This is a genomic window from Enterobacter sp. DVT3837 (assembly GCF_056238685.1).
In genome coordinates this window covers 1,791,438-1,815,124 of the sequence record NZ_JBWDLA010000001.1, presented here as the reverse complement: position 1 = coordinate 1,815,124, position 23,687 = coordinate 1,791,438, and the positions used below count along the sequence as shown (strand labels likewise).

At 54.5% G+C, this 23,687-nt stretch carries 24 protein-coding genes; 9 read left to right on the top strand and 15 right to left on the bottom strand.

Translation table 11 applies throughout. The annotated features are described in order from the left end of the window. The first annotated feature begins 27 nt into the window (after positions 1–27). The gene (acpT, locus tag AC0XWG_RS08840; RefSeq protein ID WP_128348367.1) at positions 28–630 is read left to right on the top strand and encodes a 4'-phosphopantetheinyl transferase AcpT; all 603 of its coding nucleotides are present in this window, start codon (positions 28–30) and stop codon (positions 628–630) included. On the opposite strand, the gene arnF is transcribed toward acpT, so the two are convergent. From arnF to AC0XWG_RS08800, 8 genes are all read right to left on the bottom strand, one after another. Next, positions 581–985, bottom strand: a complete 405-nt coding sequence (gene arnF, locus AC0XWG_RS08835; RefSeq protein ID WP_128348368.1) for a 4-amino-4-deoxy-L-arabinose-phosphoundecaprenol flippase subunit ArnF — start codon at positions 983–985, stop codon at positions 581–583. The two genes, acpT and arnF, sit on opposite strands and share 50 nt — an antisense overlap. Continuing rightward, positions 982–1,317 (bottom strand): 4-amino-4-deoxy-L-arabinose-phosphoundecaprenol flippase subunit ArnE, encoded by a 336-nt coding sequence (gene arnE, locus AC0XWG_RS08830; protein ID WP_049005370.1) that lies wholly within the window; start codon positions 1,315–1,317, stop codon positions 982–984. The genes arnF and arnE overlap by 4 nt, the downstream gene beginning before the upstream one ends. Next, entirely contained in the window at positions 1,317–2,972 is a 1,656-nt protein-coding gene (gene arnT / locus AC0XWG_RS08825) for a lipid IV(A) 4-amino-4-deoxy-L-arabinosyltransferase (RefSeq protein ID WP_028018055.1), read from the bottom strand. Before arnT ends, arnE begins: the two co-directional genes overlap by 1 nt. Continuing rightward, entirely contained in the window at positions 2,969–3,871 is a 903-nt protein-coding gene (gene arnD, locus AC0XWG_RS08820; RefSeq protein ID WP_028018056.1) for a 4-deoxy-4-formamido-L-arabinose-phosphoundecaprenol deformylase, read from the bottom strand. The genes arnT and arnD overlap by 4 nt, the downstream gene beginning before the upstream one ends. After that, a complete protein-coding gene (gene arnA, locus AC0XWG_RS08815) occupies positions 3,868–5,850 on the bottom strand; it encodes a bifunctional UDP-4-amino-4-deoxy-L-arabinose formyltransferase/UDP-glucuronic acid oxidase ArnA (RefSeq protein ID WP_134708531.1) in 1,983 nt (660 codons plus the stop codon). Before arnA ends, arnD begins: the two co-directional genes overlap by 4 nt. Continuing rightward, entirely contained in the window at positions 5,847–6,830 is a 984-nt protein-coding gene (gene arnC / locus AC0XWG_RS08810; RefSeq protein WP_028018058.1) for an undecaprenyl-phosphate 4-deoxy-4-formamido-L-arabinose transferase, read from the bottom strand. Before arnC ends, arnA begins: the two co-directional genes overlap by 4 nt. A 1-nt stretch (position 6,831) precedes the next feature. Next, complete coding sequence (arnB, locus tag AC0XWG_RS08805) at positions 6,832–7,971, bottom strand: UDP-4-amino-4-deoxy-L-arabinose aminotransferase (RefSeq protein ID WP_028018059.1); 1,140 nt, start codon at positions 7,969–7,971, stop codon at positions 6,832–6,834. A gap of 450 nt (positions 7,972–8,421) precedes the next feature. Further along, positions 8,422–8,928, bottom strand: coding sequence for a phenolic acid decarboxylase (locus AC0XWG_RS08800; RefSeq protein WP_028018060.1), 507 nt, complete (start codon positions 8,926–8,928; stop codon positions 8,422–8,424). Between the two features lie 99 nt (positions 8,929–9,027). On the opposite strand from AC0XWG_RS08800, the gene AC0XWG_RS08795 reads away from it, so the two are divergent. Continuing rightward, positions 9,028–9,909, top strand: a complete 882-nt coding sequence (locus tag AC0XWG_RS08795) for a LysR family transcriptional regulator (RefSeq protein ID WP_128348369.1) — start codon at positions 9,028–9,030, stop codon at positions 9,907–9,909. Positions 9,910–9,941: 32 nt separating this feature from the next. After that, the gene (locus AC0XWG_RS08790) at positions 9,942–10,736 is read left to right on the top strand and encodes an SDR family NAD(P)-dependent oxidoreductase (RefSeq protein ID WP_028018062.1); all 795 of its coding nucleotides are present in this window, start codon (positions 9,942–9,944) and stop codon (positions 10,734–10,736) included. A 5-nt stretch (positions 10,737–10,741) separates the two neighbouring features. On the opposite strand, the gene AC0XWG_RS08785 is transcribed toward AC0XWG_RS08790, so the two are convergent. Beyond that, positions 10,742–11,269 (bottom strand): NlpC/P60 family protein, encoded by a 528-nt coding sequence (locus AC0XWG_RS08785; RefSeq protein ID WP_049005363.1) that lies wholly within the window; start codon positions 11,267–11,269, stop codon positions 10,742–10,744. A gap of 239 nt (positions 11,270–11,508) precedes the next feature. On the opposite strand from AC0XWG_RS08785, the gene AC0XWG_RS08780 reads away from it, so the two are divergent. Then, on the top strand, positions 11,509–12,168 hold the full coding sequence (locus tag AC0XWG_RS08780; protein ID WP_028018064.1) for an HAD family hydrolase: 660 nt from the start codon (positions 11,509–11,511) through the stop codon (positions 12,166–12,168). A gap of 44 nt (positions 12,169–12,212) precedes the next feature. On the opposite strand, the gene AC0XWG_RS08775 is transcribed toward AC0XWG_RS08780, so the two are convergent. From AC0XWG_RS08775 to AC0XWG_RS08765, 3 genes are all read right to left on the bottom strand, one after another. Then, a complete protein-coding gene (locus tag AC0XWG_RS08775) occupies positions 12,213–13,238 on the bottom strand; it encodes a TerC/Alx family metal homeostasis membrane protein (protein WP_028018065.1) in 1,026 nt (341 codons plus the stop codon). Between the two features lie 68 nt (positions 13,239–13,306). Further along, complete coding sequence (locus AC0XWG_RS08770; RefSeq protein ID WP_108091141.1) at positions 13,307–13,705, bottom strand: potassium channel family protein; 399 nt, start codon at positions 13,703–13,705, stop codon at positions 13,307–13,309. Between the two features lie 109 nt (positions 13,706–13,814). Further along, on the bottom strand, positions 13,815–15,008 hold the full coding sequence (locus AC0XWG_RS08765; protein ID WP_128348370.1) for a BaiN/RdsA family NAD(P)/FAD-dependent oxidoreductase: 1,194 nt from the start codon (positions 15,006–15,008) through the stop codon (positions 13,815–13,817). A 228-nt stretch (positions 15,009–15,236) separates the two neighbouring features. Here AC0XWG_RS08765 and pitA point away from each other — a divergent pair, with 228 nt between their 5' ends. Further along, entirely contained in the window at positions 15,237–16,736 is a 1,500-nt protein-coding gene (gene pitA / locus AC0XWG_RS08760) for an inorganic phosphate transporter PitA (protein ID WP_028018333.1), read from the top strand. Between the two features lie 84 nt (positions 16,737–16,820). Next, entirely contained in the window at positions 16,821–17,228 is a 408-nt protein-coding gene (locus tag AC0XWG_RS08755) for a hypothetical protein (protein WP_128348371.1), read from the top strand. A gap of 43 nt (positions 17,229–17,271) precedes the next feature. On the opposite strand, the gene uspB is transcribed toward AC0XWG_RS08755, so the two are convergent. Then, positions 17,272–17,607, bottom strand: coding sequence for a universal stress protein UspB (gene uspB, locus AC0XWG_RS08750; protein ID WP_028018336.1), 336 nt, complete (start codon positions 17,605–17,607; stop codon positions 17,272–17,274). A 282-nt stretch (positions 17,608–17,889) separates the two neighbouring features. Between uspB and uspA the strand changes: the two genes are divergently transcribed. Beyond that, positions 17,890–18,327, top strand: a complete 438-nt coding sequence (gene uspA / locus AC0XWG_RS08745) for a universal stress protein UspA (protein ID WP_003861223.1) — start codon at positions 17,890–17,892, stop codon at positions 18,325–18,327. Positions 18,328–18,366: 39 nt separating this feature from the next. On the opposite strand, the gene rsmJ is transcribed toward uspA, so the two are convergent. Continuing rightward, entirely contained in the window at positions 18,367–19,119 is a 753-nt protein-coding gene (gene rsmJ / locus AC0XWG_RS08740; protein ID WP_475680531.1) for a 16S rRNA (guanine(1516)-N(2))-methyltransferase RsmJ, read from the bottom strand. Positions 19,120–19,126: 7 nt separating this feature from the next. Further along, entirely contained in the window at positions 19,127–21,169 is a 2,043-nt protein-coding gene (gene prlC, locus AC0XWG_RS08735) for an oligopeptidase A (protein WP_108091143.1), read from the bottom strand. Between the two features lie 177 nt (positions 21,170–21,346). Between prlC and AC0XWG_RS08730 the strand changes: the two genes are divergently transcribed. Further along, complete coding sequence (locus tag AC0XWG_RS08730) at positions 21,347–22,189, top strand: 23S rRNA (adenine(2030)-N(6))-methyltransferase RlmJ (RefSeq protein WP_028018339.1); 843 nt, start codon at positions 21,347–21,349, stop codon at positions 22,187–22,189. Positions 22,190–22,260: 71 nt separating this feature from the next. Further along, positions 22,261–23,613 (top strand): glutathione-disulfide reductase, encoded by a 1,353-nt coding sequence (gorA, locus tag AC0XWG_RS08725; RefSeq protein WP_128348372.1) that lies wholly within the window; start codon positions 22,261–22,263, stop codon positions 23,611–23,613. Positions 23,614–23,687: the final 74 nt, after the last annotated feature.

Below are 23,687 nucleotides of genomic sequence, written 5' to 3'. Positions count from 1 at the left end.
TCGTTTTAACTGAAGGCCAGACGCTATATGTACCAGGTTTTTCTGGGAAAAATTTCCTCGCTGAGCACAAACTGCTGGGCTGAAGCACTCTCCCGACACGCACCGGAAGGCGCTCAGCGTGCTCGCTGGCTGGCCGATCACGGGTTGCTTTCTCGGCTGTTGGCTCCAGAACAACTCCCGGAGATTATCTACAGCGAACAAGGGAAAGCCATTTTTGCTGGCGACTATCCACTGTGGTTCAGCAGTAGCCACTCGGGCGACGATATTGCGTTAATTATCAGTGATGAAGGCGATGTTGGCTGTTCACTGGAACACATTCGCCAGCAGGATAACTGGCGTACGCTTGCCAATGCCGTGTTCAGCAATGCCGAGCATGATGAGCTGGAAAAGGAAACGCCAGAAGGCCAGCTTACGGCATTCTGGCGCATCTGGACGCGAAAAAAGGCGATTCTTAAACAACGTGACGGTCATGCCTGGCAGATGGTCAGCATTGACAGTTCAGCCCGCGCGCTCCATTCATCAAGCCAGTGCCAGGTCGGTTTACTCAGCCTTGCCGTTTGCACCGCAACACCCTACGAACTCACTGCCGCGCGGATTCATTCGATTCACGACGCACTGGTCGGAAAATAGTCAACACGCCCAGAATAATAAACCCAACCCCCACCAGCCCGTGCCAGGAGAAATGTTCCTCCCAGCCTGGCAACAGGATTGCGGCGCCCCACACCAGGATATAACTGAGGCTCAGCAAGGCATACGCTTTGCTGAGCGCCATACGATGCAAGGCCAGATACCAGCAGCCCATAGAGGCTACATACCCCGTTAACCCCAGCAGCAGCGCACCGGTACCGGATGAGAAATGCCAGAGGGCAGAAATTAACGCCAGGACATCACTGACGGGGGGAAGCGCCTGCATGGCGCTTCGCAGCAGGAGCTGCGCGGCGCTGACTAACAGTACGCTGCATAGGGCCCAGAACGTTCCTTTCACAGGCTTCCTCCCAGCACAATAATGCCAATGATGATAAACCCAACACCCAGCCAGTGATGCGAAGCAACGTTCTCACGCCAGACGGTCTTCGCCGCCAGCGTCACCCAGACAAAATTGAGGCTTAACATAGGGTAAGCAATGCCCACAGGCATACGTTGTAAGACCACCAGCCAGACCAGCATCCCGCAGCCCAATGCCAACAGGGCCAGGCCAAGCCACAGCGCGATATGTACACCACGCCGCCCGGCTTTCGCCGGACGGGTGGCTTGTTTCTGGCAAAGTTGTCCCGCACAGCTGAGCAAGCTTGCCAGTATCAGCCAGAGCCAGGTCATCACTTCGGTAGATACTGAAGGTAGGCCAGACGACCCTGGATATACAGGCTATCCGGTTCTGGCAAATTAGCCCGCTTAAGATCGTCGCTTTTTGACAGCAGAATCACCAGCGATATGCGCCCCTGCTGTCGATGTTCCGCCAGCCACTCTGCGAAATCAGCTTTACCCACAAAACGGTCTTTCACATCAGGGTAATCCAGGCCATAGCGCAGTTCTCCACTCTGACCAAACAGAATGATGTCATTACGCTTAAGCTCCCACGCCAGGCCAGAGGCCACACCGACGTTATTGGCCAGCACAAACCGACTGTCCTGCAGCGGATCGCGCACGGTGTCGACCAGCGACTGCGGCTGTTTGGAATCCACCACCAGGTTAGGAATGGCAAAACCAATCAACAACGCCAGCCCGGCAGGACACAACGCCGCTAACCACCAGCGCTGCTGACTCTGCCTGAGCGTAAACCAGCCCACCACGGCCCAAATCAGGAACGCGACCACCGCGCAGAAGACTTTATACAGCTCAACCGACGTCCAGACCGGATGTTTAGACAGTCCCCACGGCGAGACGACCAGAGCGGCCACCACGCCAATGGCGCCAAATGCCAGGTTGATCCCCCCGTTAATGCGCAGCACGCGAGCACCTTTTTCCGCCGCGAGGCAGGCATAGCGCGCCATCAGAATCGCCAGCGGGGCGAAGCACGGCAGGATATAGGTCGGCAGCTTGCCTTTGGCAATGCTGAAGAACAGCAGCGGCATAACCACCCAGCCCAACAGATAGAACCCGCCAGCCGCGTTTTGTCTGTCATTCCAGCCAAGACGGAACGCGCCTGGCAACAACGCTAACCACGGCAGACTACCCGCGACCAGGAACGGCAGGTAATACCAGAATGGCGCTTTGTGCTGGGCATCGCTCTGGGCAAAACGCTGAATATGCTCAACCCAGAAGAAGTAACGCCAGAAATCAGGCTCACGATGGGCAATCGCCAGTGCCCAGGGAAGGACAATCAGCACACAGCTCAGGATTGCCAGCCAGCCAAAAATCAGCACCTCTTTCCAGCGCTTTTGGGCAATGACCCACGGCAGTACGCCAATCACCGGTACTGCCAGCGCCAGGAAGCCTTTGGTCATCACCCCCATACCGCAGGCCAGCCCAAGCAGCACGTACCCCCCTGCTTTTCCGGCAACCGTCTCAGCCTGGGATGCCAGCCAGAAGCTGCACATCGCCGCTACCAGCCACAGGGTGATGATGGGATCCAGCACGGCATACGTACCGATGCCATACACCAGGAACAGCGTCAGGAAGATCAGGCCGGAGAATATGGCAATACGTTTATCTCGCCACAGACGCCAGGCCATCCAGATGACCAGCAGCGCCGCAAACCCGGTGGAGAATATGGCACCGGCACGCACGGCAAGGTTCGTATCCCCAAACAACAATTGCCCGATACTGTTGATCCAGTAGCCCGCAATCGGTTTTTCAAAGTAACGCAGCCCCAGGAAATGCGGGACAACCCAGTCTCCTGATGCCAGCATTTCGCGGCTAATTTCCGCATAGCGCGTTTCATCAGGCTGCCACAGCAGGCGGATATCGACAGGGATGAGGTAGTAAACGATAAACAGTGCGAGAAGCGCTAAGCCATAACGGGCTGTTTTCATGGGGCCGGACTCACGGTTTGTTGATAGCCAAGCCAGCCTTCCCGGCCAGCCAGTTCATTACGTACTATTTTGCCCACGGGCAGGACGCTGAGATCGTCTGGCAGCAGTTCACTCAACGGACAGAACTGAATCCCCTCCTGAGCAGCCATCGTCAGCAGCTCATCGAAATCATGCTGATACGCAATCCCTTCCACTTCTGCGTGGATGGTATACACCGGCGTACCGGTATCGCGATGCATGCGGTCCAGAATGTAGCGATTGAAATCCTCTGCCTTCACCTCGCGGCCAACCACTTCATCCCAGGTGGGAAGCGTGACCGGGATCTGCACCGTCCCGTAGCGATTTTCCCCTAACAGCGGTAAAAATGGCCCGGTCCCGCGACAGTCGCTGTTGTAGCGGAATGCGAAGGATTCTTTAGCTTTCACAACACGTTGGTCCGCACGCCATCCCGCCACGGCGGAGCAGCGCACAGGCTGGCAGGTAATCGCCTCCAGCTCCAACATACCGCGCTCGACTTCACGGGTCAGGCGCGATATGTCCCAGACGCCAGCCCACGCTTGCCAGGCATGGTGATCCCAGGCATGCAGGCCGACCTCGTGTTGCCGTGTCGCTTCACGGATAATCGCTTCATTGCCCGCACCGATACGCCTGCCGGGCCATGCGGTCCCGGCCAGCAAAATATCCCAGCCATAGAGGGATGCTGCGCGTGAGCGCAGCATTTTGAACAGAAACGCCGGTTTAATCAGACGCCATAAATGGCGTCCCATGTTGTCAGGCCCCACGCTGAAGAAAATGCTTGAACGCACATCGTGCTTGCTCAGCAGTTCCAGCAGTTTGGGTACGCCGTCACGCGTCCCCCTGAAGGTGTCGACATCAATGCGTAAACCGACTTTTTTCATGAGTCCTGTTCCGACAGCTCCACAGTGCGCAGGAAGAAATCGAGCGTCTCATCAATAGTCAGCTCCATTTTCACCGTCGGCGTCCAGTTCAGGCAGCGTTTCGCATTGCGAATGCTTGGCTTACGGTGCTCAACGTCCTGATACCCTTTACCGTAGTAGCTGCTGCTTTCCACTTCACGGAAACCGGCAAACGGCGGGAATTTATCGCGCAGTGGATGGCGCTCAAAGCTTGCCAGCAACATCTCTGCCAGTTCACGAATGCTCGCTTCGTTGTCCGGGTTACCGATGTTGATGATCTCACCGTTGCAGCGGTTATCTTTGTTTTCGATGATGCGGAACAGCGCTTCGATACCATCGCTGATATCAGTAAAGCAGCGTTTCTGTTTGCCGCCTTCGATAAGCTTGATTGGGGAGCCCTCAACCAGGTTGAGGATCAGCTGCGTGATCGCACGTGAGCTACCGATACGCGCCGCGTTCAGGTTATCCAGACGTGGACCCATCCAGTTAAACGGACGGAACAGGGTAAAGCGCAGGCCTTCTTTCTCACCGTAGGCCCAAATCACGCGGTCCAGCAGTTGTTTGGAGACGGAATAAATCCAGCGCTGTTTGTTGATCGGTCCGACCACCAGATTGGAGGTGTCTTCATCGAAGTTTTTGTCGGTACACATGCCGTACACTTCAGAGGTGGACGGGAAGATGATGCGTTTGTCGTATTTTACGCAATCGCGGATGATCTTCAGGTTCTCTTCGAAGTCCAGCTCGAACACGCGCAGTGGGTTACGGGTGTACTCAATCGGCGTAGCAATGGCAACCAGCGGCAGCACCACGTCGCATTTTTTAATGTGATATTCGATCCATTCGGAATGGATGCTGATATCCCCTTCCACGAAGTGGAAACGCGGGTTATCAAGGAAACGGCTGATCGCATCAGAGCCGATATCCAGACCATAGATTTCGTAGTTATCGTCTTTGAGCAGACGTTCGGTCAGGTGGTTCCCGATAAAGCCGTTCACGCCGAGGATCAACACGCGAGTGCGGCGTTTGATGGCAACAACTGGCGCACTGGTAATCAGCGCCCCGGTCACCAGACCTAAAGACTGTGCCAGCTGAGTACCCTGAACATACAGACCGTTATCGGTTTGTCCGGTAACGATCTCCAGAGCTTGCTCACCACAGCTCACGATCAGCGGGGAGACAGAGATAACGGTACCCGGTTTTGCCGCTGGAATGTCGTCGCGCACGCGGGATTTCCAGACGATAAATTTGCTGACACCCGCAAAACTGTAAGCGCCCGGCCATGGATCGGTCACCGCACGCACCAGGTTGTGCAGCTGGCGAGCGGGTTTGTTCCAGTCCAGACGACCATCTTCCGGTGCGCGGCGGCCAAAGGTGCTCGCTTTGCTCTCATCCTGCGCAGTCTCGCTGAACGTACCGCCAAGGATCGCTGGCAGTGCATCACGCAACAGCGTCTGCGCGGTTGCATTCAGCTTTTGATGCAGCTGCAGCGCCGTCTCGTCGGCATCAATAGCCACTTTCTGCTGTGCCACGATAGCGCCCGCATCCGCACGATGCACCATACGGTGCAGGGTCACGCCGGTTTCGGTTTCACCATTGACCAGTACCCAGTTCAGCGGCGCGCGGCCACGGTAGGCCGGCAGCAGGGAGCCGTGAAGGTTGAATGCCCCTTTGGCGGCCAGACCTAAGATCTCGTCGGAAATCAGGTTACGGTAGTAGAACGAGAAGATAACATCAGGCGCGAGCGCGCGGATGCGATCCACCCACAGCGGGTGGTTTACATCGTCCGGTGCATAAACCGGAATACCACGCTCAGCGGCGATACGCGCTACAGAGCCGAAAAAGTTGTTCTCTCCCGCCGTGTCCGGATGAGTAAAGATTGCAGCAATGTCGTAGCCCGCTTCCAGCAGGGCCAGCGTGCCCGTGCACCCCATATCGTGATAGGCAAATACAACAGCTTTCATGGGTGGATTTCCTCTTGAGATGCTTTGTGTTCCTGACGGACAACACGTTGAATAAAGTAGCGCGGACGTGCGCGAACATCGTTATAGATACGGCCAATGTATTCACCCAGCAGGCCCATTCCGACAAACTGGGCGCCGATGAACATAAACAGTACGGCAAAGAGCATGAAGACCCCTTCCGCCGCCCACTGCGGGCCAAAGACCAGGCGCAGCACGACCAACAGTACGGACAGCGCAAACCCGGCCACGGCGATGATGCTGCCGAAAACGCTCAGCAGGCGCAGCGGTGTGGTGGTCAGGCAGGTGATGAGGTCGTACATCAGGTTGATGAGGCGCATAAAGCTGTACTTCGACTCCCCATGCTCGCGCTCGGCATGCATAACCGGGATTTCCGTGGCCTTGCGGGCAAAGGTGTTAGCGAGAATCGGAATAAAGGTGCTGCGCTCATGGCAATGAAGCATGGCGTCGACAATATGGCGGCGGTAGGCGCGCAGCATGCAGCCATAATCGCCCATCGCTTTACCGGTGGTGCGCTGGATAAGGCGGTTGATGGTGCGTGAGGCCAGCTTACGGAACATACTGTCCTGACGGTTTTGACGCACCGTGCCGACGACGTCATAGCCTTCATCGGCTTTCGCCACCAGGCGCGGGATCTCTTCCGGCGGGTTTTGCAGGTCAGCGTCCAGGGTGATGATCAGATCGCCCGTGACGTGGCTGAACCCGGCCATAATGGCGGAGTGCTGGCCGTAATTACGGTTGAGCAACACGGCCACAACATGGCTGCCTTCTACCTGTGCGGCTTCGGTCAGCATCAGAGCGGAATTATCACTGCTGCCATCATCCACCAGCAGAATTTCATACGCTTTGCCCATGGTGTCGCAGGCGGCGGTTGTGCGGCGGATCAGTTCAGGCAGGCTCTCCTGCTCGTTATAAACAGGGATCACCACAGAAACTTTTTGTACAGGCGGTGCACTGAACATATCAATTTCCTGCAAGCTGATGGAGCGCGGTAATGACGCGGGTTGTGTCGTCATGAGTCATGTCCGGGAAAAGAGGGAGAGAACAAATACGCGCGCTATTCCATTCTGAATTCGGGAGCGATACATCAGGAAAACGCTCGCGGTAGTATTTTTGCGTATGCGCCGCGCGGAAGTGCAGGCCAGTACCGATGCCTTTCTCTTTCAGCGCTGCCATCAGGTTGTCGCGTGAAATCCCGCAGCGCGCTTCATCAACGCGAATGATAAACAGGTGCCAGGCGTGCACATGCGGCCATGACGGAATGGTGAGCGGCTGGAACGGCGTATCGGCAAGCTCCCGCAGGTAGCGTTCAGCAATTTCCTGGCGTCGTTTGTTGGCTTCTTTCAGTTTGCCCAACTGCACCAGCGCCAGCGCGGCGTTGATATCCGCCAGGTTGTATTTATAGCCCGGGGAAATCACTTCTGCCTGCGGCGCACGACCGTGCGTCTGGCGGTCATACGCGTCAACACCCAGACCGTGGAATTTCAGGCTGCGGATCCGCGCAGCAAGTTGCGCGTTATCCGTCACCACGAGACCGCCTTCTGCACAGGTCATATTTTTAATGGCGTGGAAAGAGAAAATCGCCGTTCCCTTCCAGCCGACATGACGGTCTTTATAGTAAGTACCGGCAGCATGCGCCGCATCTTCAATCACCGGAATACCGTGGCGTTCACCAATGGCGTGGATGGCGTCGATTTCACATGGTGCGCCGGCATAATGAACGGGGATAATCGCTTTGGTACGCGGGGTGATGGCAGCTTCAACCGCTTCGGGTGTCACCATCAAGGTATCTTTGTCCACATCAATCATTACCGGCGTTGCGCCCAGTAAAACGATCATATTCAGAGTGGAGACCCAGGTCTGGGAGGGGGTAATGACTTCATCGCCCGGGCCAATATCCAGCGCCATCAGCGTGACATGCATTCCTGCTGTTGCAGAACAAACGGCAATTGCATGCTGGTTCCCGGTAAGTTGACAGAATGCCTCTTCAAGTTCCTGATTCTTAGGCCCCGTGGTGATCCAGCCCGACATCAAAACGTCCTGAAGCGCCGCAATTTCCTCAGCGCCCATCGACGGTCGCGAAAAAGGCAGAAAATCACTCATTATTAATTTCCTTGCTGTATTAAAGGCGTCATCTTTTACTGCGCTGTCGTAATGGGCAGCTCAATGGGATCATGCAAGATGGTTATTAAATAAAGACCAAATAAAATTAAGTCGCTATAACAGTTATGTCAACAAACCATCAACTGAAACAAAGTAGCGGTGTTTTCTTAGGAAAAAATTAAGACAGGTGAGAAGCAGAAGGGGGACAGCACATTAAGAATGACAAGAAGTCTTTTTACAACAGCAAGATAGCTGTCATGTTAAATTTTTCACGTTTTTGTGGGAAGCCTCACAACACTTACGACAATATTTCATTTCTTTTACATTGAGATTATAAGAAAAGTAAATGAATACTCAACCAAAATTAAAATCCCGGCGGTTTCGGCGGAAATAGACCGTCCTCCGGGAACTTTTTATTAATATGAATTGTCGCGGAATCAACTGTCGCGCTTAGTTAAGATTAGCAGGGAAATCATTTGGTAATTCACTGGCTGCGCAGGCAATAACGCTTTCATTATCCGCACCGCAATCGCGTACAAAGGTGATCGTAGCAAACTCATCAATCACTTCAGTTGGATAGGCCGGACCTGCATCGCGATAGCTATTCATAAGAGGAATATGATCGTTCTGGAAGCAGACGGTTTTTTCCGGATTGTTCATGACCCAGCGCGGGAAGAAGATGGTGCCGTGAAACAGTTTATCGCCCAGGTTTACAATCAGGCTCACATCCGTCCCGGTTGGCTCTGTCCAGGAAATTTTATAGATACTCTCCCCTACCCGTACGATATAGGCCTGCTGATCTTTTACCCAACGGTTTGCCACAAGACCGCTATGAATACGGTAATCAAGGGTGGTCTCATTTTTTACGTAAATCTCGTAGTTCCAGCCATTGTCATAGGTATAAACAAGGTGTTTGCCAACGAAGCCGCTTAAGTCGTGTTTGTCGAAGGTGTTCATAAGATGTCTCCTTTGTTTTGATGAGACGATCGTACCCCTTCAAAAAATGGATGAATAACGCTATGTTTTAATCAAATTCATCTAAAATTTAGATATGTCATGCACAAGACGACGCTGGAACAATGGTCTTTACTGCTGAAAGTGGTTGAGGCCGGTAGCTTTGCCAAAGCAGCGGAAGAAACCCATCGCAGCCAGTCCTCCGTCAGCTATAACCTGGCGTTGTTGCAGGAGAGGCTGGGCGTGGCGCTGCTGGCGCCGGAAGGACGACGAGCGGTGCTAACCCCAGCCGGAGAACTTCTTCTCAACCAGGTGAAACCGTTGCTGAAAGCGTTTTCGTATGTTGAGACGCGCGCAGGTACCCTTCGCAACGGCACGCGCACACGGTTGGATCTGGTCGTAGACACGGTTTTCCCGCGCCGCCGCCTGTTCGCCATTCTGCGTCAGTTCCAGCAGCAGTATCCACAAACCCACGTACGCCTCACCGAAGTGCTTGAAACGTCCCGTGCCGATGCCATAAATGACGAAGCCGATATCATGGTTCTGACGCGCCGCCAGGACATGACAGGGCTCGGCGAATGGCTGATGAATATCGACTTTGTCGCCGTGGCGCATCATCAGCATCCCCTTTTCACCCTCGACGTACCGCTTAACGATGACATGCTGCGCCCGTGGCCGCTCATTCAGATTGCGGACAACCAGACTACCGCGCGCGCTGCCGGCGAGTCGTGGACGTTTTCCACCATTGATGCCGCCATTGAAGCCGTTGTCTCTCAGGTTGGCTACGGCTGGCTGCCAGAAGAACGCATCCAGCCCCAGCTGGATCAAGGTGTACTGAAACGTCTGCCGCTGAGCCACGGCGCGCGCAGAGCAACGCCGCTTCACCTGATTGTTAAACGCTCCCTCACCCCGCTTGATGAGCAGGTTGAGACGCTGGTGCACCTTTTTAGCCATGAGCCATCATCACCACCTGCTACGCTTTAAGGTCCGAACGTTAAAACGATAAGGAGTGGATGATGAAAATCGACTTTGCGGGGAAAGTGGCGCTGGTGACGGCCTCAACCGGCGGGATCGGGTTCGCTATTGCCAGAGGTCTGGCGGAAAGTGGTGCGGAAGTAATCGTCAATGGCCGCAGCACGGAATCGGTGAATAAAGGTATTCAACAGCTTCAGCAGGTAGTGCCAGGCGTGCAGGTGCGTGCCGCGATCGCCGATCTCAGTACGGCAGAAGGGGTCGAGTCGCTTGTGAAGGTCGCGGGCCACGTTGATATCCTGGTCAACAACGCCGGAATTTACGGACCGCAGGATTTCTATGCCACCGACGATGGTACCTGGGAGCGTTACTGGCAGACCAACGTGATGTCCGGCGTACGCCTCTCCCGAGCCTTGCTGCCGGGCATGGTGCAGAAAGGCTGGGGACGCGTTGTGTTTATTTCCTCCGAGTCGGCCTGCAATATCCCGGCGGATATGATCCACTACGGCGTGACCAAAACGGCGCAGCTTTCGCTCGCACGCGGCCTGGCGAAGTTCGTGGCGGGAAGTGGTGTGACGGTCAACAGCGTGTTGCCAGGACCGACGATGTCTGATGGTTTCGCCGAAATGATGAAGGATGAAATCGAAAAAACCGGCAAATCGCTGGAACAGCTGGCGAAAGAGTTTGTGATGGCCAACCGCCCCAGCTCGGTTATCCAGCGCGCGGCCACGGTTGAAGAGGTGGCCAATATGGTGATTTATGTCTGTTCGACCCAGGCCTCCGCCACCTCGGGCGCGGCATTGCGCGTCGATGGCGGCGTCGTGGATGACATCATTTGATATCGTCAGGCTGCACTGCCCGCGACCCGACGGGCAGTAATGTAGTGCTCTTGCCAGTAGTCGTCCGTCAGGGTTGAGACCGTTACCCCCTGGCTACTTGAAGCATGAATAAACTGGCTATTGCCAATATAAACGCCTACGTGCTTGCGGTTCGGTCCCGTCTGGAAGAACACCAGGTCTCCTGCCTTCAGGCGATATTGCGCCACCTGCACGCCGCGGTGGATCTGTTCGCTCGTCGTGCGCGGTAAATTAAGGTGTACCGCATCGCTGAACAGATGTTGCATCAGTGCCGAGCAATCCACCCCGCGATGCGTGGTTCCGCCCCACTGATACTGGGTCCCCTTCCACTTCTGGTATTGATCGAGGATGCGCGAGCGTAGCGGGCCTGTTTCGTGGTGAAACAGAGCCGATTTCGCTGGCGATACTGCAAATGCACTGTTCATCGAGATCATGGATGCAGGCAGCTCAAAACTGAATGCGGAAAATGAAGCAAAACTTAACGTGAGGATTGAAATAAGCGATCTGAACGTCATATCAAAAAAGGATCTGAGAGTGAATTATTCCTTACCTGTGGGGGCCAATGTTCCCCCGAAAAGTCTTTCAATGCGGCGATAATATAGACAGGGCATTTTTTAACCAATCTTTATCGAGGCCAAAAATGGACTCACTTTCAGATCGCAAGATCGATAAAAAAATGGTTGTGATGTAAGGACTGTCCAGGTAAAGCAGGTAAACTAATCAACAGAATGTGTATTTCAGCTAAGACGTATTTATGACCAATATGATTGCCGACGAGACGGTGGCAAAATCCAACGTGCTCTCTGTCTTTGACTTTGATGGAACATTAACGCACCACGACAGCTTTATCCCTTTCCTGCGTTTTGCCTTTGGTAAACGTTACTTCGCGGGCCGCCTGGTGCGTATGGCGCTGCCAACGCTCCACTGCGTGCGCCGCAAGCTGACGCGCGATGAGCTGAAAGAAGTGCTGATTAAAACGTTCCTGACAGGCGTGGATGAACACTGGTTACGCCAGCAGGCGGAAGCCTTTTGCGAAAAGTACTGGGATAAACTGATGCGTCCGGCTGGCGTGCTGGCCGTTGCTGCAGAGGTGAACTCCGGCGCGGAAGTGACAATCTGTTCCGCTTCTCCTGCCCTGGTGCTACAGCCGTGGGCTGACAAACTCGGCATTAAGCTGATTGGCACACAGCTGGAAGTGAAAAACGGTAAACTGACAGGACGTATCACGGGCAATAACTGCCGCTGTGCTCAGAAAGTGGCAAGGCTGGAAAAGGTGTATGGCGATCTCAACGCGTATCACCTGCGCGCCTGGGGAGACACTCGCGGCGATCACGAACTGCTGGCAGCCGCGCAGGATCCACACTGGCGGCATTTCCATCACCCGCGTAAGCGTCGGAATTCACCGATTAAATAGCCTTTTCACCCTCTCCCCACGGGGCGAGGGTGAAAAGCGGTGCATCAGGCCTCACGTTTCCCAGGGAACATCACACTCGCAATAATGCCCAGCGCCAGCACGCCTAATACCACAAACAGGCTGGCCGTCGCGCCAATGCTGTAACCATGATGCCAGAAGTGGTCGGTTGCATTCAGACCCAGCTTGAAGGCCACGAAGAACAGTAACAACACCACGGCTTTCTCAAGGTGCACCAGATACTGTTTCAGCGCTTCCAGTACGAAATAGAGCGTACGCAGGCCGAGAATGGCGAACATCATGGCGCTATAGATAATCAGCGGTTCGCGACTCACGGCAATAATCGCCGGGACCGAGTCAAACGCGAACATCACGTCAGAAAGCTCCACAACCGCCACGCAGAGCAGCAGTGGTGTTGCGTAGCGCTTCGCCTTCTTCACGCGTCCAACCATCACGTCCTGGTTTTCCGGTTTTTCAAGCTCAGCATCGACCTCTTTCTGGGTCAGAATAAAGGCATTGCTGCTGATTTTCGGCCAGACAGGATAGAAACGTTTCACCAGGCGATAAGCGAGATGACCAGAGTAATCTTCCACTTCGTCACTCTCTTCATTGCGTTTGAGCATCATCACCGCTGTCCAGCCAACGACCAGCGCGAAAATCACTTCGACGTAAGGCCCCAGACTCAGCAGGCTTGTCCCAATGGCCACAAAGATGCCACGGAAAACAATCGCGCCCAGCACGCCCCAGTAAAGTACGCGGTGACGATACTTATCCGGCACACCAAACCAGGCAAAAATGGCCATCATTACAAACAGGTTATCGACAGAAAGCACCTCTTCAAGCGCGTAACCCGTGAGGAACAGACTTGCCATCTCGGCGCCGTGGTGAACATACAGGAATCCGGCGAACGCCATTGCCATCATGACCCAGAACAGGGACCACATGGCGGCACTTTTGAGCGAGATCGGTTTATCGTGACGGTGCATAAAGAGGTCGATAAACATCGCCCCTACGGCCATCACAACAAAGACAACAACGGTTTCCGTCGGGAAACCGAGATGAGCAGCAGACATACACAACACCATACAAACTGACATAAGCCAGTAACAGAAAAAGATCGTTACTTTAGCACACCCGTCGTTCAGGCGCTCATGCCACGCAAACGCTGCAGTACCGCCACCAGAACCGCCACAGACCAGCCCACCATTAGCGCGCCCACTAGCCCTTCCACACCGCCGATGAGCCGCCAGTTCTCGGGTAACGTGACGTCGCCGTACCCGACAGTGGCATAACTGACCAGTGAAAAGTAGAAACTGGTGTTCCAGTCATTAAATGCATCAATGACGAAATAAAACGCCGCAAATAGCCCGGCTTCAAGAAGATGGGCGAAAATCATGGAGATAACGATGCCGACATTACGTAAAACAATACGTACCGCAGAATCGACTTCTAATTTAATGAATTTTAAAACGCCAAACATCCACAGTGAATGGATCACCACGGTTAGGGTAAGCAAAATAATAATACTGAGTAGTTGCATGACGTGTGCTCTGACCAAAAAGAGTATGGCCCCGCGAACGCGGCGGGGCATCTGGTCGAAGCTTAGTTGAATGGAGAGAAAAAGTTGGTGCAATAATTGCGGGGCGTGATTATTTCTCTGCCAGCGCCTGAGCACATGCCCAGGCACTTGCCCATGCCCACTGGAAGTTGTACCCGCCAAGCCAGCCGGTGACGTCCATCACTTCGCCAATAAAATAGAGCCCCGGCACGTTGCGCGCTTCCATGGAGCGGGAAGAGAGTTCATTCGTGTCGACCCCGCCCAGCGTGACTTCTGCGGTGCGGTAGCCTTCCGTGCCGTTTGGCTGCACGCGCCAGTTTGTCAGCGTCTCCACCAGCGTCTCCTGCTCGCGGCTGTTAAGCTGCTTGAGCGAAACATCCGGGATCTGCCCCAGCACCTGCAAACATTCCACCAGACGCTTCGGCAGCTGCATTGCCAGGGTGTTTTTCAGGCTCTGATTCGGGTGCGCCACACGCTGCTCGTTGAGGAAGGCATCCAGATCGCAATCGGGAAGCAGGTTAACCGTGACAAACTCCCCCGGCTGCCAGTAGCTGGAGATCTGCAGTACCGCCGGGCCAGAGAGGCCGCGGTGAGTGAAGAGCAGGTTTTCGCGGAATACCGTACCATCTTCGGCGGTGATGACCGACGGAACCGAGACGCCAGAAAGTGTCTGGAGTTGTTCCAGCAGAGGTTTATGCAGCGTAAACGGCACCAGCCCCGCACGCGTTGGCAGCACCTTCAGGCCAAACTGCTCGGCAATCTTGTAGCCAAATGGCGAGGCACCCAGACCCGGCATAGAAAGACCACCGCTGGCGATCACCAGGCTGTCGGTGCTGACGGTTTCACCGTTGAGTTGCAGCGTGTAACCTTGCTCATCACGCGCAACGTCCAGCACTTCCGTGCGCAGGCGCATCGTTACACCGCCCTTCTCGCACTCGGCCACCAGCATATCGACAATCTGCTGCGCGGAATCGTCGCAGAACAGCTGACCCAGCGTCTTCTCATGCCACGCAATACCGTGTTTACCCACGAGGTCGATAAAGTCCCACTGGGTGTAACGCGCCAGCGCAGATTTGCAAAAATGACGGTTTTGGCTCAAATAGGCCGCGGGTTCAACATACAGATTAGTAAAGTTGCAGCGCCCACCGCCAGACATCAGGATCTTACGGCCTGGTTTTTTACCGTTATCCAGTAACAGCACGCGACGACCCGCTTGTCCGGCCATCGCCGCACAAAACATACCCGCCGCACCGGCGCCAATGACCACGGCATCAAACCTTTCCACGTCAAAACCCTCTTTGTTCACTGCCGCGGATTGTAAAGTTTCCTCTGTGGTCACACCAGCGTAAAAAGATATTACAAAGCCATTTCATTGAAATTTAAAGAATATCCTTTCAGGCACTTTTCCCAAATCAGGTGGTATGTCAAAAAAAGTCTATATTTCACTTTGCCCGCCGTGCATTTGTCCTGGATAATGCGCCGCGTTCATGTCCTCAAAATGGCGTAACGTCCTATGCTACATTTGTTTGCCGGCCTGGATTTACATACCGGGCTTTTATTATTGCTTGCTCTGGTTTTTGTACTGTTTTACGAAGCGATCAACGGCTTCCACGACACTGCAAACGCAGTAGCAACGGTTATTTACACTCGCGCAATGCGATCGCAACTGGCGGTTGTTATGGCGGCGGTATTTAACTTTTTTGGTGTCCTCCTGGGCGGACTGAGCGTTGCGTATGCCATTGTGCATATGTTGCCAACGGATCTGCTGCTTAACGTAAGTTCTGGCCATGGCCTCGCTATGGTGTTCTCAATGCTGCTTGCTGCAATTATCTGGAACCTCGGTACCTGGTATTTCGGCCTGCCTGCATCCAGTTCTCACACTCTCATCGGCGCGATTATCGGTATCGGGTTAACCAATGCCCTGATGACCGGTACATCGGTTGTTGATGCGTTAAACATCCCGAAAGTGCTGGGGATTTTTGCCTCGCTTATCGTCTCCCCAATTGTGGGTCTGGTGGTTGCAGGTGGATTAATTTTCATCTTGCGTCGTTACTGGAGCAACACGAAAAAGCGCTCCCGTATTCACCTGACTCCGGCAGAGCGTGAGAAGAAAGACGGTAAGAAAAAACCGCCATTCTGGACACGTATCGCTCTGATCATTTCTGCAATCGGCGTGGCTTTCTCACACGGTGCGAACGATGGTCAGAAAGGCATTGGTCTGGTGATGTTGGTTCTGATTGGCGTTGCGCCAGCAGGTTTCGTGGTTAACATGAATGCCTCCGGATACGAAATCACCCGTACCCGTGATGCGGTGAATAACGTCGAGATCTATTTCCAGCAGCATCCTGATCTTCTCAAGAAAGCGACCGGCGTTGACCAGTTGATTCCTTCTCCGGAAGCGGGCGCTACCACCGTACCAGGCGAGTTCCACTGCCATCCGGCAAACGCGATTAACGCGCTGGAACGTGCGAAAGGCATGCTGGGCACTATCGAGAGTTATGACAAACTGACCGTTGAACAGCGTGGTCAGCTGCGTCGCATTATGCTGTGCATCTCTGATGTGACGGATAAAGTGGCGAAGCTGCCTGACGTGAATGCTGATGACCAGCGTCTTCTGAAGAAACTGAAAGGCGATATGCTCAACACCATCGAGTACGCGCCAATCTGGATCATCATGGCGGTCGCGCTGGCGCTCGGTATCGGTACGATGATTGGCTGGCGTCGCGTGGCGACCACCATCGGCGAGAAGATCGGTAAGAAAGGCATGACCTATGCGCAGGGTATGTCCGCGCAGATGACGGCAGCCGTGTCTATCGGTCTGGCGAGCTATACCGGTATGCCAGTGTCTACCACCCACGTACTCTCCTCGTCCGTGGCAGGTACCATGATTGTTGACGGTGGCGGTCTGCAGCGCAAAACCGTGACCAACATTCTGATGGCCTGGGTATTCACTCTCCCGGCCTCTATCCTGTTGTCTGGCGGTTTGTACTGGATTTCGCTGAAGCTGATCTAATCAGTTGAAGGCGACAAAAAAGCGGGTCAGGAAACTGACCCGCTTTTTTTTGGAACCAACGCAATACCCTGGAAGGAATAGACTATGCCATTCAAAACGGCTATTAAATGGATTCATCGCCTTGTTACCGTTTCGCTTCTGGCTCTGGTCATTGGTTTTCTCTGGCTAAACCACCAACCTAATCAGCGAAACAACGATGAACTTCAGCGCGTTTATAAATTATCTGATAGCGTCTGGCTCTATATGACCGTGAACAATCAGGGTGGCGCAACCGTGCCAACAATCTACCGTGACTACCTCTCGGGGGAAATATCAGGGAATGATGCCGACGTTATCCATCAGCTTGCTATGAAGCATCCTGTTATTGAAGGTACAGGCACGATTACCACTGCCAGTATGGATACAAACGGGGAAGTGAAAATTACCTATAGCGGGAAAGTTATCTCAATTCAGGGCAATATCTCAAATCTCCGGTTCTCAGTTACGCCCTGAACCAGATGAAATCAGGCGGGGCTTACCCCGCCTGCTGTGAAGCTCAATGCCAAATCATCAATGCAACCATACTGACCACGACCAGACCACATAAGGCGCTGGTCAAAATGAACTGACGACGCAGGCGCTCGCAACGACGGATAAACTCTTCATCGTGATGATCGCGGTAGCGCTGGTAGTAGATGTATCCCACCAGACGCATCTGTTTGCTGGGCTGTCCATGCGAGGTGAAGAAACCTCCACCGTCCACATACTGATAAAGCAACGGATCGCAACCACGAAGTACCACCAACAGCGCACGTAACGATGAGAAGTAGCGCGCCATATTCACTATGCAAACCACACATAGCGCCCAAAACAATGCGACGGTGCTAATCATACATCCTCCCCGGCGTCCGCCCACGAAGCAAGGCTTCTGAGCTACCGCACCCCAATGCCCTGACAGACAGTTCAGTGAAAGAATGACCAAAATCGATCCGGTTCGCATTTTAAAATCCGAACGGCTCATTAAATAGTGTAGGAGATCCGTTAATTTTTTTGCCACAAGGTTAATCGTTATCAACACCAAAGCTTGAAAAATATGTTTAACTGGGCCGTAATAAAGTATCAGACGGCGGCATTCTCGTAATAGTCATCGATAACTTAAGGAAGGAGTAACACTATGGCTTACAAACACATTCTCATCGCGGTAGACCTCTCCCCGGAGAGCAAAGTACTGGTTGATAAAGCAGTATCCATGGCACGTCCCTACAACGCGAAAGTTTCTCTGATTCACGTTGATGTGAATTACTCCGACCTCTATACCGGTCTGATCGACGTCAATCTCGGCGATATGCAGAAACGCATCTCCGAAGAGACTCACCATGCTCTGAGCGAACTGTCGACTAACGCAGGTTATCCGATCACCGAAACCTTAAGCGGTAGCGGCGACCTGGGACAGGTGCTGGTCGATGCAATTAAGAAATACGATATGGATCTGGTGGTATGCGGTCACCATCAGGACTTCTGGAGCAAGCTGATGTCTTCAGCGCGCCAGCTGATTAACACCGTTCACGTGGATATGCTGATTGTTCCACTGCGTGACGAAGAAGACGAATAAGTGCAAAATGCCCGGTAGCGCTAGCGCCACCGGGCTTTGTTACTCCGGCGTACCGGCATAAATATCAAACCGGTGCCCTTTGGTAGTCACCGCATTGGTCGTCGCAACGTCCGCCAGCGGCGGCGCATAGTCCGGGCGTTTCACTACCACACGCTTCGTCGCTAACTGGCGAGCAGGCCCCAGCAAACCATCTGCATCCAGGTCCGGACCCACCAGCGACTGAAACACACGCATCTCTTTTTTCACCAGCGCGCTTTTCTGCTTATGCGGGAACATCGGATCAAGATAGACCACCTGCGGGCGCGGGGTAATATCGGTCAGCGCCGTCAGGCTGGAGGCGTGGATCAGCTGCAAACGCTCCTGCAACCACGGGCCGATTTCCGGATCTGCATAGCCACGCACCAGACCGTCGTCGAGCAGTGCGGCCACCACAGGATTCCGTTCCAGCATCCGCACATGACAACCCACGGATGCCAGCACAAACGCATCACGCCCTAACCCCGCCGTGGCATCCACCACATCCGGCAGATAGCTTCCCTTGATGCCGACCGCTTTAGCAACCGCTTCACCACGACCGCCACCAAACTTACGTCGGTGTGCCATTGCACCGCCAACAAAGTCGACAAAAATACCGTCGAGTTTTGGTTCGTCGCGCTTACGTAATTCGAGATGCTCTGGCGTCATCACCAGCGCCATCAGGTTTTCATCATCATGCTCCAGCCCCCAGCGGGCGGCCAGAACAGATAAGGCGCCGTCTCCGGCGCCTGTTTCATCAACTAAGCAGATCTTCACGTAGCAATCAGCCTTTGATCCCGTAATGCTCCAGCATCGCATCCAGCTGCGGCTCGCGGCCACGGAAGCGTTTGAACAGCTCCATCGGCTCTTCTGAACCCCCGCGGGTCAGGATGTTATCGAGGAACGACTGGCCCGTTTCGCGGTTAAAAATCCCTTCCTCTTCGAAACGAGAGAAGGCATCTGCCGCCAGCACGTCGGCCCACAGGTAGCTATAGTAACCTGCCGCGTAGCCGCCCGCGAAGATGTGGCTGAACGCGTGCGGGAAGCGGCCCCAGGTTGGCCCAGGAATGACGGCAACCTGCTTTTTAATCTCAGCCAGGGTCTCGAGGATTTTAGCCCCCTGTTCCGGGCTGAACTCGGCGTGCAGGCGGAAATCAAACAGGCCGAACTCCAGCTGACGCAGGATAAACATCGCCGCCTGGTAATTTTTCGCTGCCAGCATTTTATCCAGCAGTTCTTTCGGCAGCGGTTCGCCGGTCTCATAGTGACCAGAGATAAACGCCAGTGCGTCCGGCTCCCAGCACCAGTTTTCCATAAACTGGCTTGGCAGTTCGACCGCATCCCACGGCACACCGCTGATCCCGGCCACGCCAGCGGTTTCGATGCGGGTCAGCATATGGTGCAGACCGTGGCCGAACTCGTGGAACAGGGTGATCACTTCGTCGTGGGTAAACAGCGCAGGTTTGCCATTCACCGGACGGTTGAAGTTACAGGTCAGATAAGCGACCGGCTTCTGCAGAGAACCGTCGGCTTTACGCATCTGGCCCACGCAGTCGTCCATCCACGCCCCGCCGCGTTTGTTCTCACGCGCGTAGAGATCGAGGTAGAAACTGCCTCGCAGCTCGTTCTTCTCGTCATACAGCTCGAAGAAACGTACGTCCGGATGCCAGACGTCAATGTCGGTACGTTCTTTTGCGGTGATGCCATAGATGCGTTTAACCACTTCGAACAGACCGTTAACGGCTTTGTTTTCCGGGAAGTACGGGCGCAACTGCTCGTCGCTGATGCTGTAGAGGTGCTGCTTCTGTTTTTCGCTGTAGTAAGCGATGTCCCACGGCTGCAACTCGTCCACGCCGAACTCCGCCTTCGCGAAAGCACGCAACTGAGCCAGCTCTTTCTCACCCTGTGGACGGGCGCGTTTGGCCAGGTCGGTCAGGAAATCGAGTACCTGCTGTGGATTTTCCGCCATTTTGGTAGCGAGGGATTTATCAGCATAGTTTTCAAAGCCCAGCAGTTGCGCCAGCTCGTGACGCAGAGCCAGAATTTCAGCCATCACCGGGCTGTTGTCCCATTTACCGGCATTCGGCCCCTGGTCGGAGGCGCGGGTGCTGTAAGCGCGGTACATCTCTTCGCGCAACGCCTGGTTGTCGCAGTAGGTCATTACTGGCAGATAGCTCGGAATATCCAGGGTTAACAGGAAACCTTCCTGCTCTTTCGCTTCGGCCTGCGCTTTTGCCGCCGCCAGCGCGCTTTCCGGCATCCCGGCCAACTGCGCTTCGTCGGTAATCAGCTTCGTCCAGCCCATGGTGGCGTCGAGCACGTTGTTGCTGTACTGATTACCCAGTTCAGACAGGCGCGCGGCAATTTCACCGTAGCGGGTCTGCTTCTCTTTTGGCAGACCAATCCCGGACAGCTCAAAATCACGCAGGGCGTTATCGACCGATTTTTTCTGCGCCGTGTTCAGTTCAGCATAGTGGTCGCCGTCGCGCAGGTCGCGATACGCTTTGTAGAGCCCTTCGTGCTGGCCGACCCAGGTGCTGTACTCAGAGAGCAGCGGCAGAGTCTGTTCATAGGCTTCACGCAGTTCCGGACTGTTTTTAACCGAGTTCAGATGGCTCACCGGGGAGAAGATACGTCCCAGCACGTCGTCCACTTCGGCCAGCGGCTGACACAGATTTTCCCAGCTGTACGGCGCGCCCTGCGCTACCACGCTTTCTACCGCCGCGCGGCAGTTGTCCAGCGATTGCGTAACGGCTGGAACCACATGCTCAGGGAGGATTTTAGAAAATGGTGGCAACGAAAAAGGCGTCAGTAATGGATTGGTCATAAACGCTGTCCTGTTGAATAAGATGAATGAAGCGCGCATCCGGCGCTGTGCATATGGTCCAGTAATGGGGTTAAGTGTAGAGGATTTCAATGCCTGCGCTTACCGGGCTGACGGGTAATCTGTGCCGTTCTGCTGTAAACTGTGGCAAATCGTCATTTCAGCGGAATTTCATTACTCATGCTCAGTTATCGCCACAGCTTTCACGCAGGCAACCACGCCGATGTCCTCAAACACACCGTTCAGAGTCTGATCATCGAATCACTCAAAGAGAAAGAGAAGCCGTTTCTCTATCTGGACACCCACGCGGGCGCGGGGCGCTATCAGCTGAGCGGCGAACACGCCGAGCGTACCGGTGAATATCTGGAAGGAATCGCCCGCATCTGGCAGCAGGATGACCTGCCAGCAGAACTGGAACCCTACATCGGTGTAGTGAACCATTTCAACCGCAACGGCCAGCTGCGTTACTACCCAGGTTCTCCGCTGATTGCCCGTCAGCTGTTGCGCGAACAGGACAGCATCCAGTTGACCGAGCTGCACCCAAGTGATTTCCCACTGTTGCGCGCTGAATTCCAGAAAGATAACCGCGCTCGCGTGGATAAAGCCGATGGATATCAGCAGCTGAAAGCCAAATTACCGCCGGTTTCCCGTCGTGGCCTGGTGCTGATCGACCCGCCGTACGAAATCAAAACCGACTATCAGGCGGTGGTGACCGGCATCCACGAAGGTTACAAGCGCTTTGCGACCGGTACCTATGCCCTGTGGTATCCGGTAGTGCTGCGCGCGCAAATCAAACGCATGATCAAAGACCTGGAAGCGACCGGCATCCGTAAAATTCTGCAGATTGAACTGGCGGTACGCCCGGATAGCGACCAGCGCGGCATGACCGCCTCCGGTATGATTGTCATCAACCCGCCGTGGAAGCTCGAAGCGCAGATGAATAACGTGCTGCCGTGGCTGCACAAAACGCTGGTGCCAGCAGGTACAGGCCACGCCACCGTCAGTTGGATCGTGCCTGAGTAATCACAGCCATCGGTGGAACCTATTGATTTCAGGTATACAATCGCGGCAATTCACGATTAAGGATAAAAGCTATGACTAAGCATTATGACTACATCGCAATCGGCGGCGGCAGCGGCGGCATCGCCTCCATCAACCGTGCGGCCATGTATGGCCAGAAATGTGCGCTGATTGAAGCCAAAGAACTTGGCGGCACCTGCGTGAACGTGGGTTGTGTACCGAAGAAAGTGATGTGGCATGCGGCGCAGATCCGTGAAGCTATCCATATGTATGGCCCGGACTACGGCTTTGACACCACCATCAACCACTTCGACTGGGACAAACTGATCGCCAGCCGTACCGCCTACATCGACCGTATTCACACCTCGTACGACAACGTACTGGGTAAAAATAACGTCGACGTGATCCGTGGTTTTGCCCGCTTTGTGGACGCGAAAACGATCGAAGTGAACGGCGAGACGATCACTGCCGATCACATCCTGATCGCCACCGGCGGCCGTCCGAGCCACCCGAATATCCCGGGTGTGGAATACGGTATCGACTCCGACGGCTTCTTCGAACTGCCAGCCCTGCCAAAACGCGTTGCCGTGGTGGGCGCGGGTTACATTGCGGTTGAGCTTGCCGGCGTGATTAATGGTCTGGGTGCCGAAGCGCATCTGTTCGTGCGTAAACACGCACCGCTGCGTAGCTTTGACCCGCTGATCGTCGACACGCTGGTCGAAGTGATGAACGCCGAAGGCCCAACCCTGCACACCAACGCCGTACCAAAAGCGGTAGTGAAAAATGCAGGCGGCAGCCTGACCCTGGAGCTGGAAGATGGCCGCAGCCAGACCGTCGATTGCCTGATCTGGGCGATTGGCCGTGAACCAGCGAACGATAACTTCAACCTGGCCGTCACAGGCGTGAAAACCAATGATAAAGGCTATATCGTCGTTGATAAGTTCCAGAACACCAGCGTACCGGGCATTTATGCTGTCGGTGATAACACCGGTGCGGTTGAGCTGACCCCGGTTGCCGTTGCAGCGGGTCGCCGTCTCTCCGAGCGTCTGTTTAACAACAAGCCGGAAGAGCATCTGGACTACAGTAATATCCCGACCGTGGTCTTCAGCCACCCGCCAATCGGCACCGTCGGCTTAACCGAGCCGCAGGCGCGCGAGCAGTATGGCGACGATCAGGTGAAAGTGTATAAATCCGCGTTTACCGCGATGTATACCGCTGTTACCTCTCACCGTCAGCCGTGTCGTATGAAGCTGGTGTGCGTTGGGCCAGACGAGAAGATTGTCGGTATTCACGGCATTGGCTTTGGCATGGATGAGATCCTGCAGGGCTTCGCGGTGGCGCTGAAGATGGGCGCAACGAAGAAAGACTTCGACAACACCGTGGCGATCCACCCGACGGCTGCGGAAGAGTTCGTTACCATGCGATAATCCTGAAGCCCCTCTCCGGAGGGGCTTTTTTTTAACATTCATACACCGTTGCAAAACGAATGCTCCGAAAATAG

Coding starts and splice junctions, on each gene's coding strand:
- acpT (WP_128348367.1), top strand. CDS start 28: ATGTACCAGGTTTTTCTGGGAAAAATTTCCTCGCTGAGCACAAACTGC.
- arnE (WP_049005370.1), bottom strand. CDS start 1,317: ATGACCTGGCTCTGGCTGATACTGGCAAGCTTGCTCAGCTGTGCGGGA.
- arnT (WP_028018055.1), bottom strand. CDS start 2,972: ATGAAAACAGCCCGTTATGGCTTAGCGCTTCTCGCACTGTTTATCGTT.
- arnD (WP_028018056.1), bottom strand. CDS start 3,871: ATGAAAAAAGTCGGTTTACGCATTGATGTCGACACCTTCAGGGGGACG.
- arnA (WP_134708531.1), bottom strand. CDS start 5,850: ATGAAAGCTGTTGTATTTGCCTATCACGATATGGGGTGCACGGGCACG.
- arnC (WP_028018058.1), bottom strand. CDS start 6,830: ATGTTCAGTGCACCGCCTGTACAAAAAGTTTCTGTGGTGATCCCTGTT.
- arnB (WP_028018059.1), bottom strand. CDS start 7,971: ATGAGTGATTTTCTGCCTTTTTCGCGACCGTCGATGGGCGCTGAGGAA.
- AC0XWG_RS08800 (WP_028018060.1), bottom strand. CDS start 8,928: ATGAACACCTTCGACAAACACGACTTAAGCGGCTTCGTTGGCAAACAC.
- AC0XWG_RS08795 (WP_128348369.1), top strand. CDS start 9,028: ATGCACAAGACGACGCTGGAACAATGGTCTTTACTGCTGAAAGTGGTT.
- AC0XWG_RS08790 (WP_028018062.1), top strand. CDS start 9,942: ATGAAAATCGACTTTGCGGGGAAAGTGGCGCTGGTGACGGCCTCAACC.
- AC0XWG_RS08785 (WP_049005363.1), bottom strand. CDS start 11,269: ATGACGTTCAGATCGCTTATTTCAATCCTCACGTTAAGTTTTGCTTCA.
- AC0XWG_RS08780 (WP_028018064.1), top strand. CDS start 11,509: ATGACCAATATGATTGCCGACGAGACGGTGGCAAAATCCAACGTGCTC.
- AC0XWG_RS08775 (WP_028018065.1), bottom strand. CDS start 13,238: ATGTCTGCTGCTCATCTCGGTTTCCCGACGGAAACCGTTGTTGTCTTT.
- AC0XWG_RS08770 (WP_108091141.1), bottom strand. CDS start 13,705: ATGCAACTACTCAGTATTATTATTTTGCTTACCCTAACCGTGGTGATC.
- pitA (WP_028018333.1), top strand. CDS start 15,237: ATGCTACATTTGTTTGCCGGCCTGGATTTACATACCGGGCTTTTATTA.
- AC0XWG_RS08755 (WP_128348371.1), top strand. CDS start 16,821: ATGCCATTCAAAACGGCTATTAAATGGATTCATCGCCTTGTTACCGTT.
- uspB (WP_028018336.1), bottom strand. CDS start 17,607: ATGATTAGCACCGTCGCATTGTTTTGGGCGCTATGTGTGGTTTGCATA.
- uspA (WP_003861223.1), top strand. CDS start 17,890: ATGGCTTACAAACACATTCTCATCGCGGTAGACCTCTCCCCGGAGAGC.
- prlC (WP_108091143.1), bottom strand. CDS start 21,169: ATGACCAATCCATTACTGACGCCTTTTTCGTTGCCACCATTTTCTAAA.
- AC0XWG_RS08730 (WP_028018339.1), top strand. CDS start 21,347: ATGCTCAGTTATCGCCACAGCTTTCACGCAGGCAACCACGCCGATGTC.
- gorA (WP_128348372.1), top strand. CDS start 22,261: ATGACTAAGCATTATGACTACATCGCAATCGGCGGCGGCAGCGGCGGC.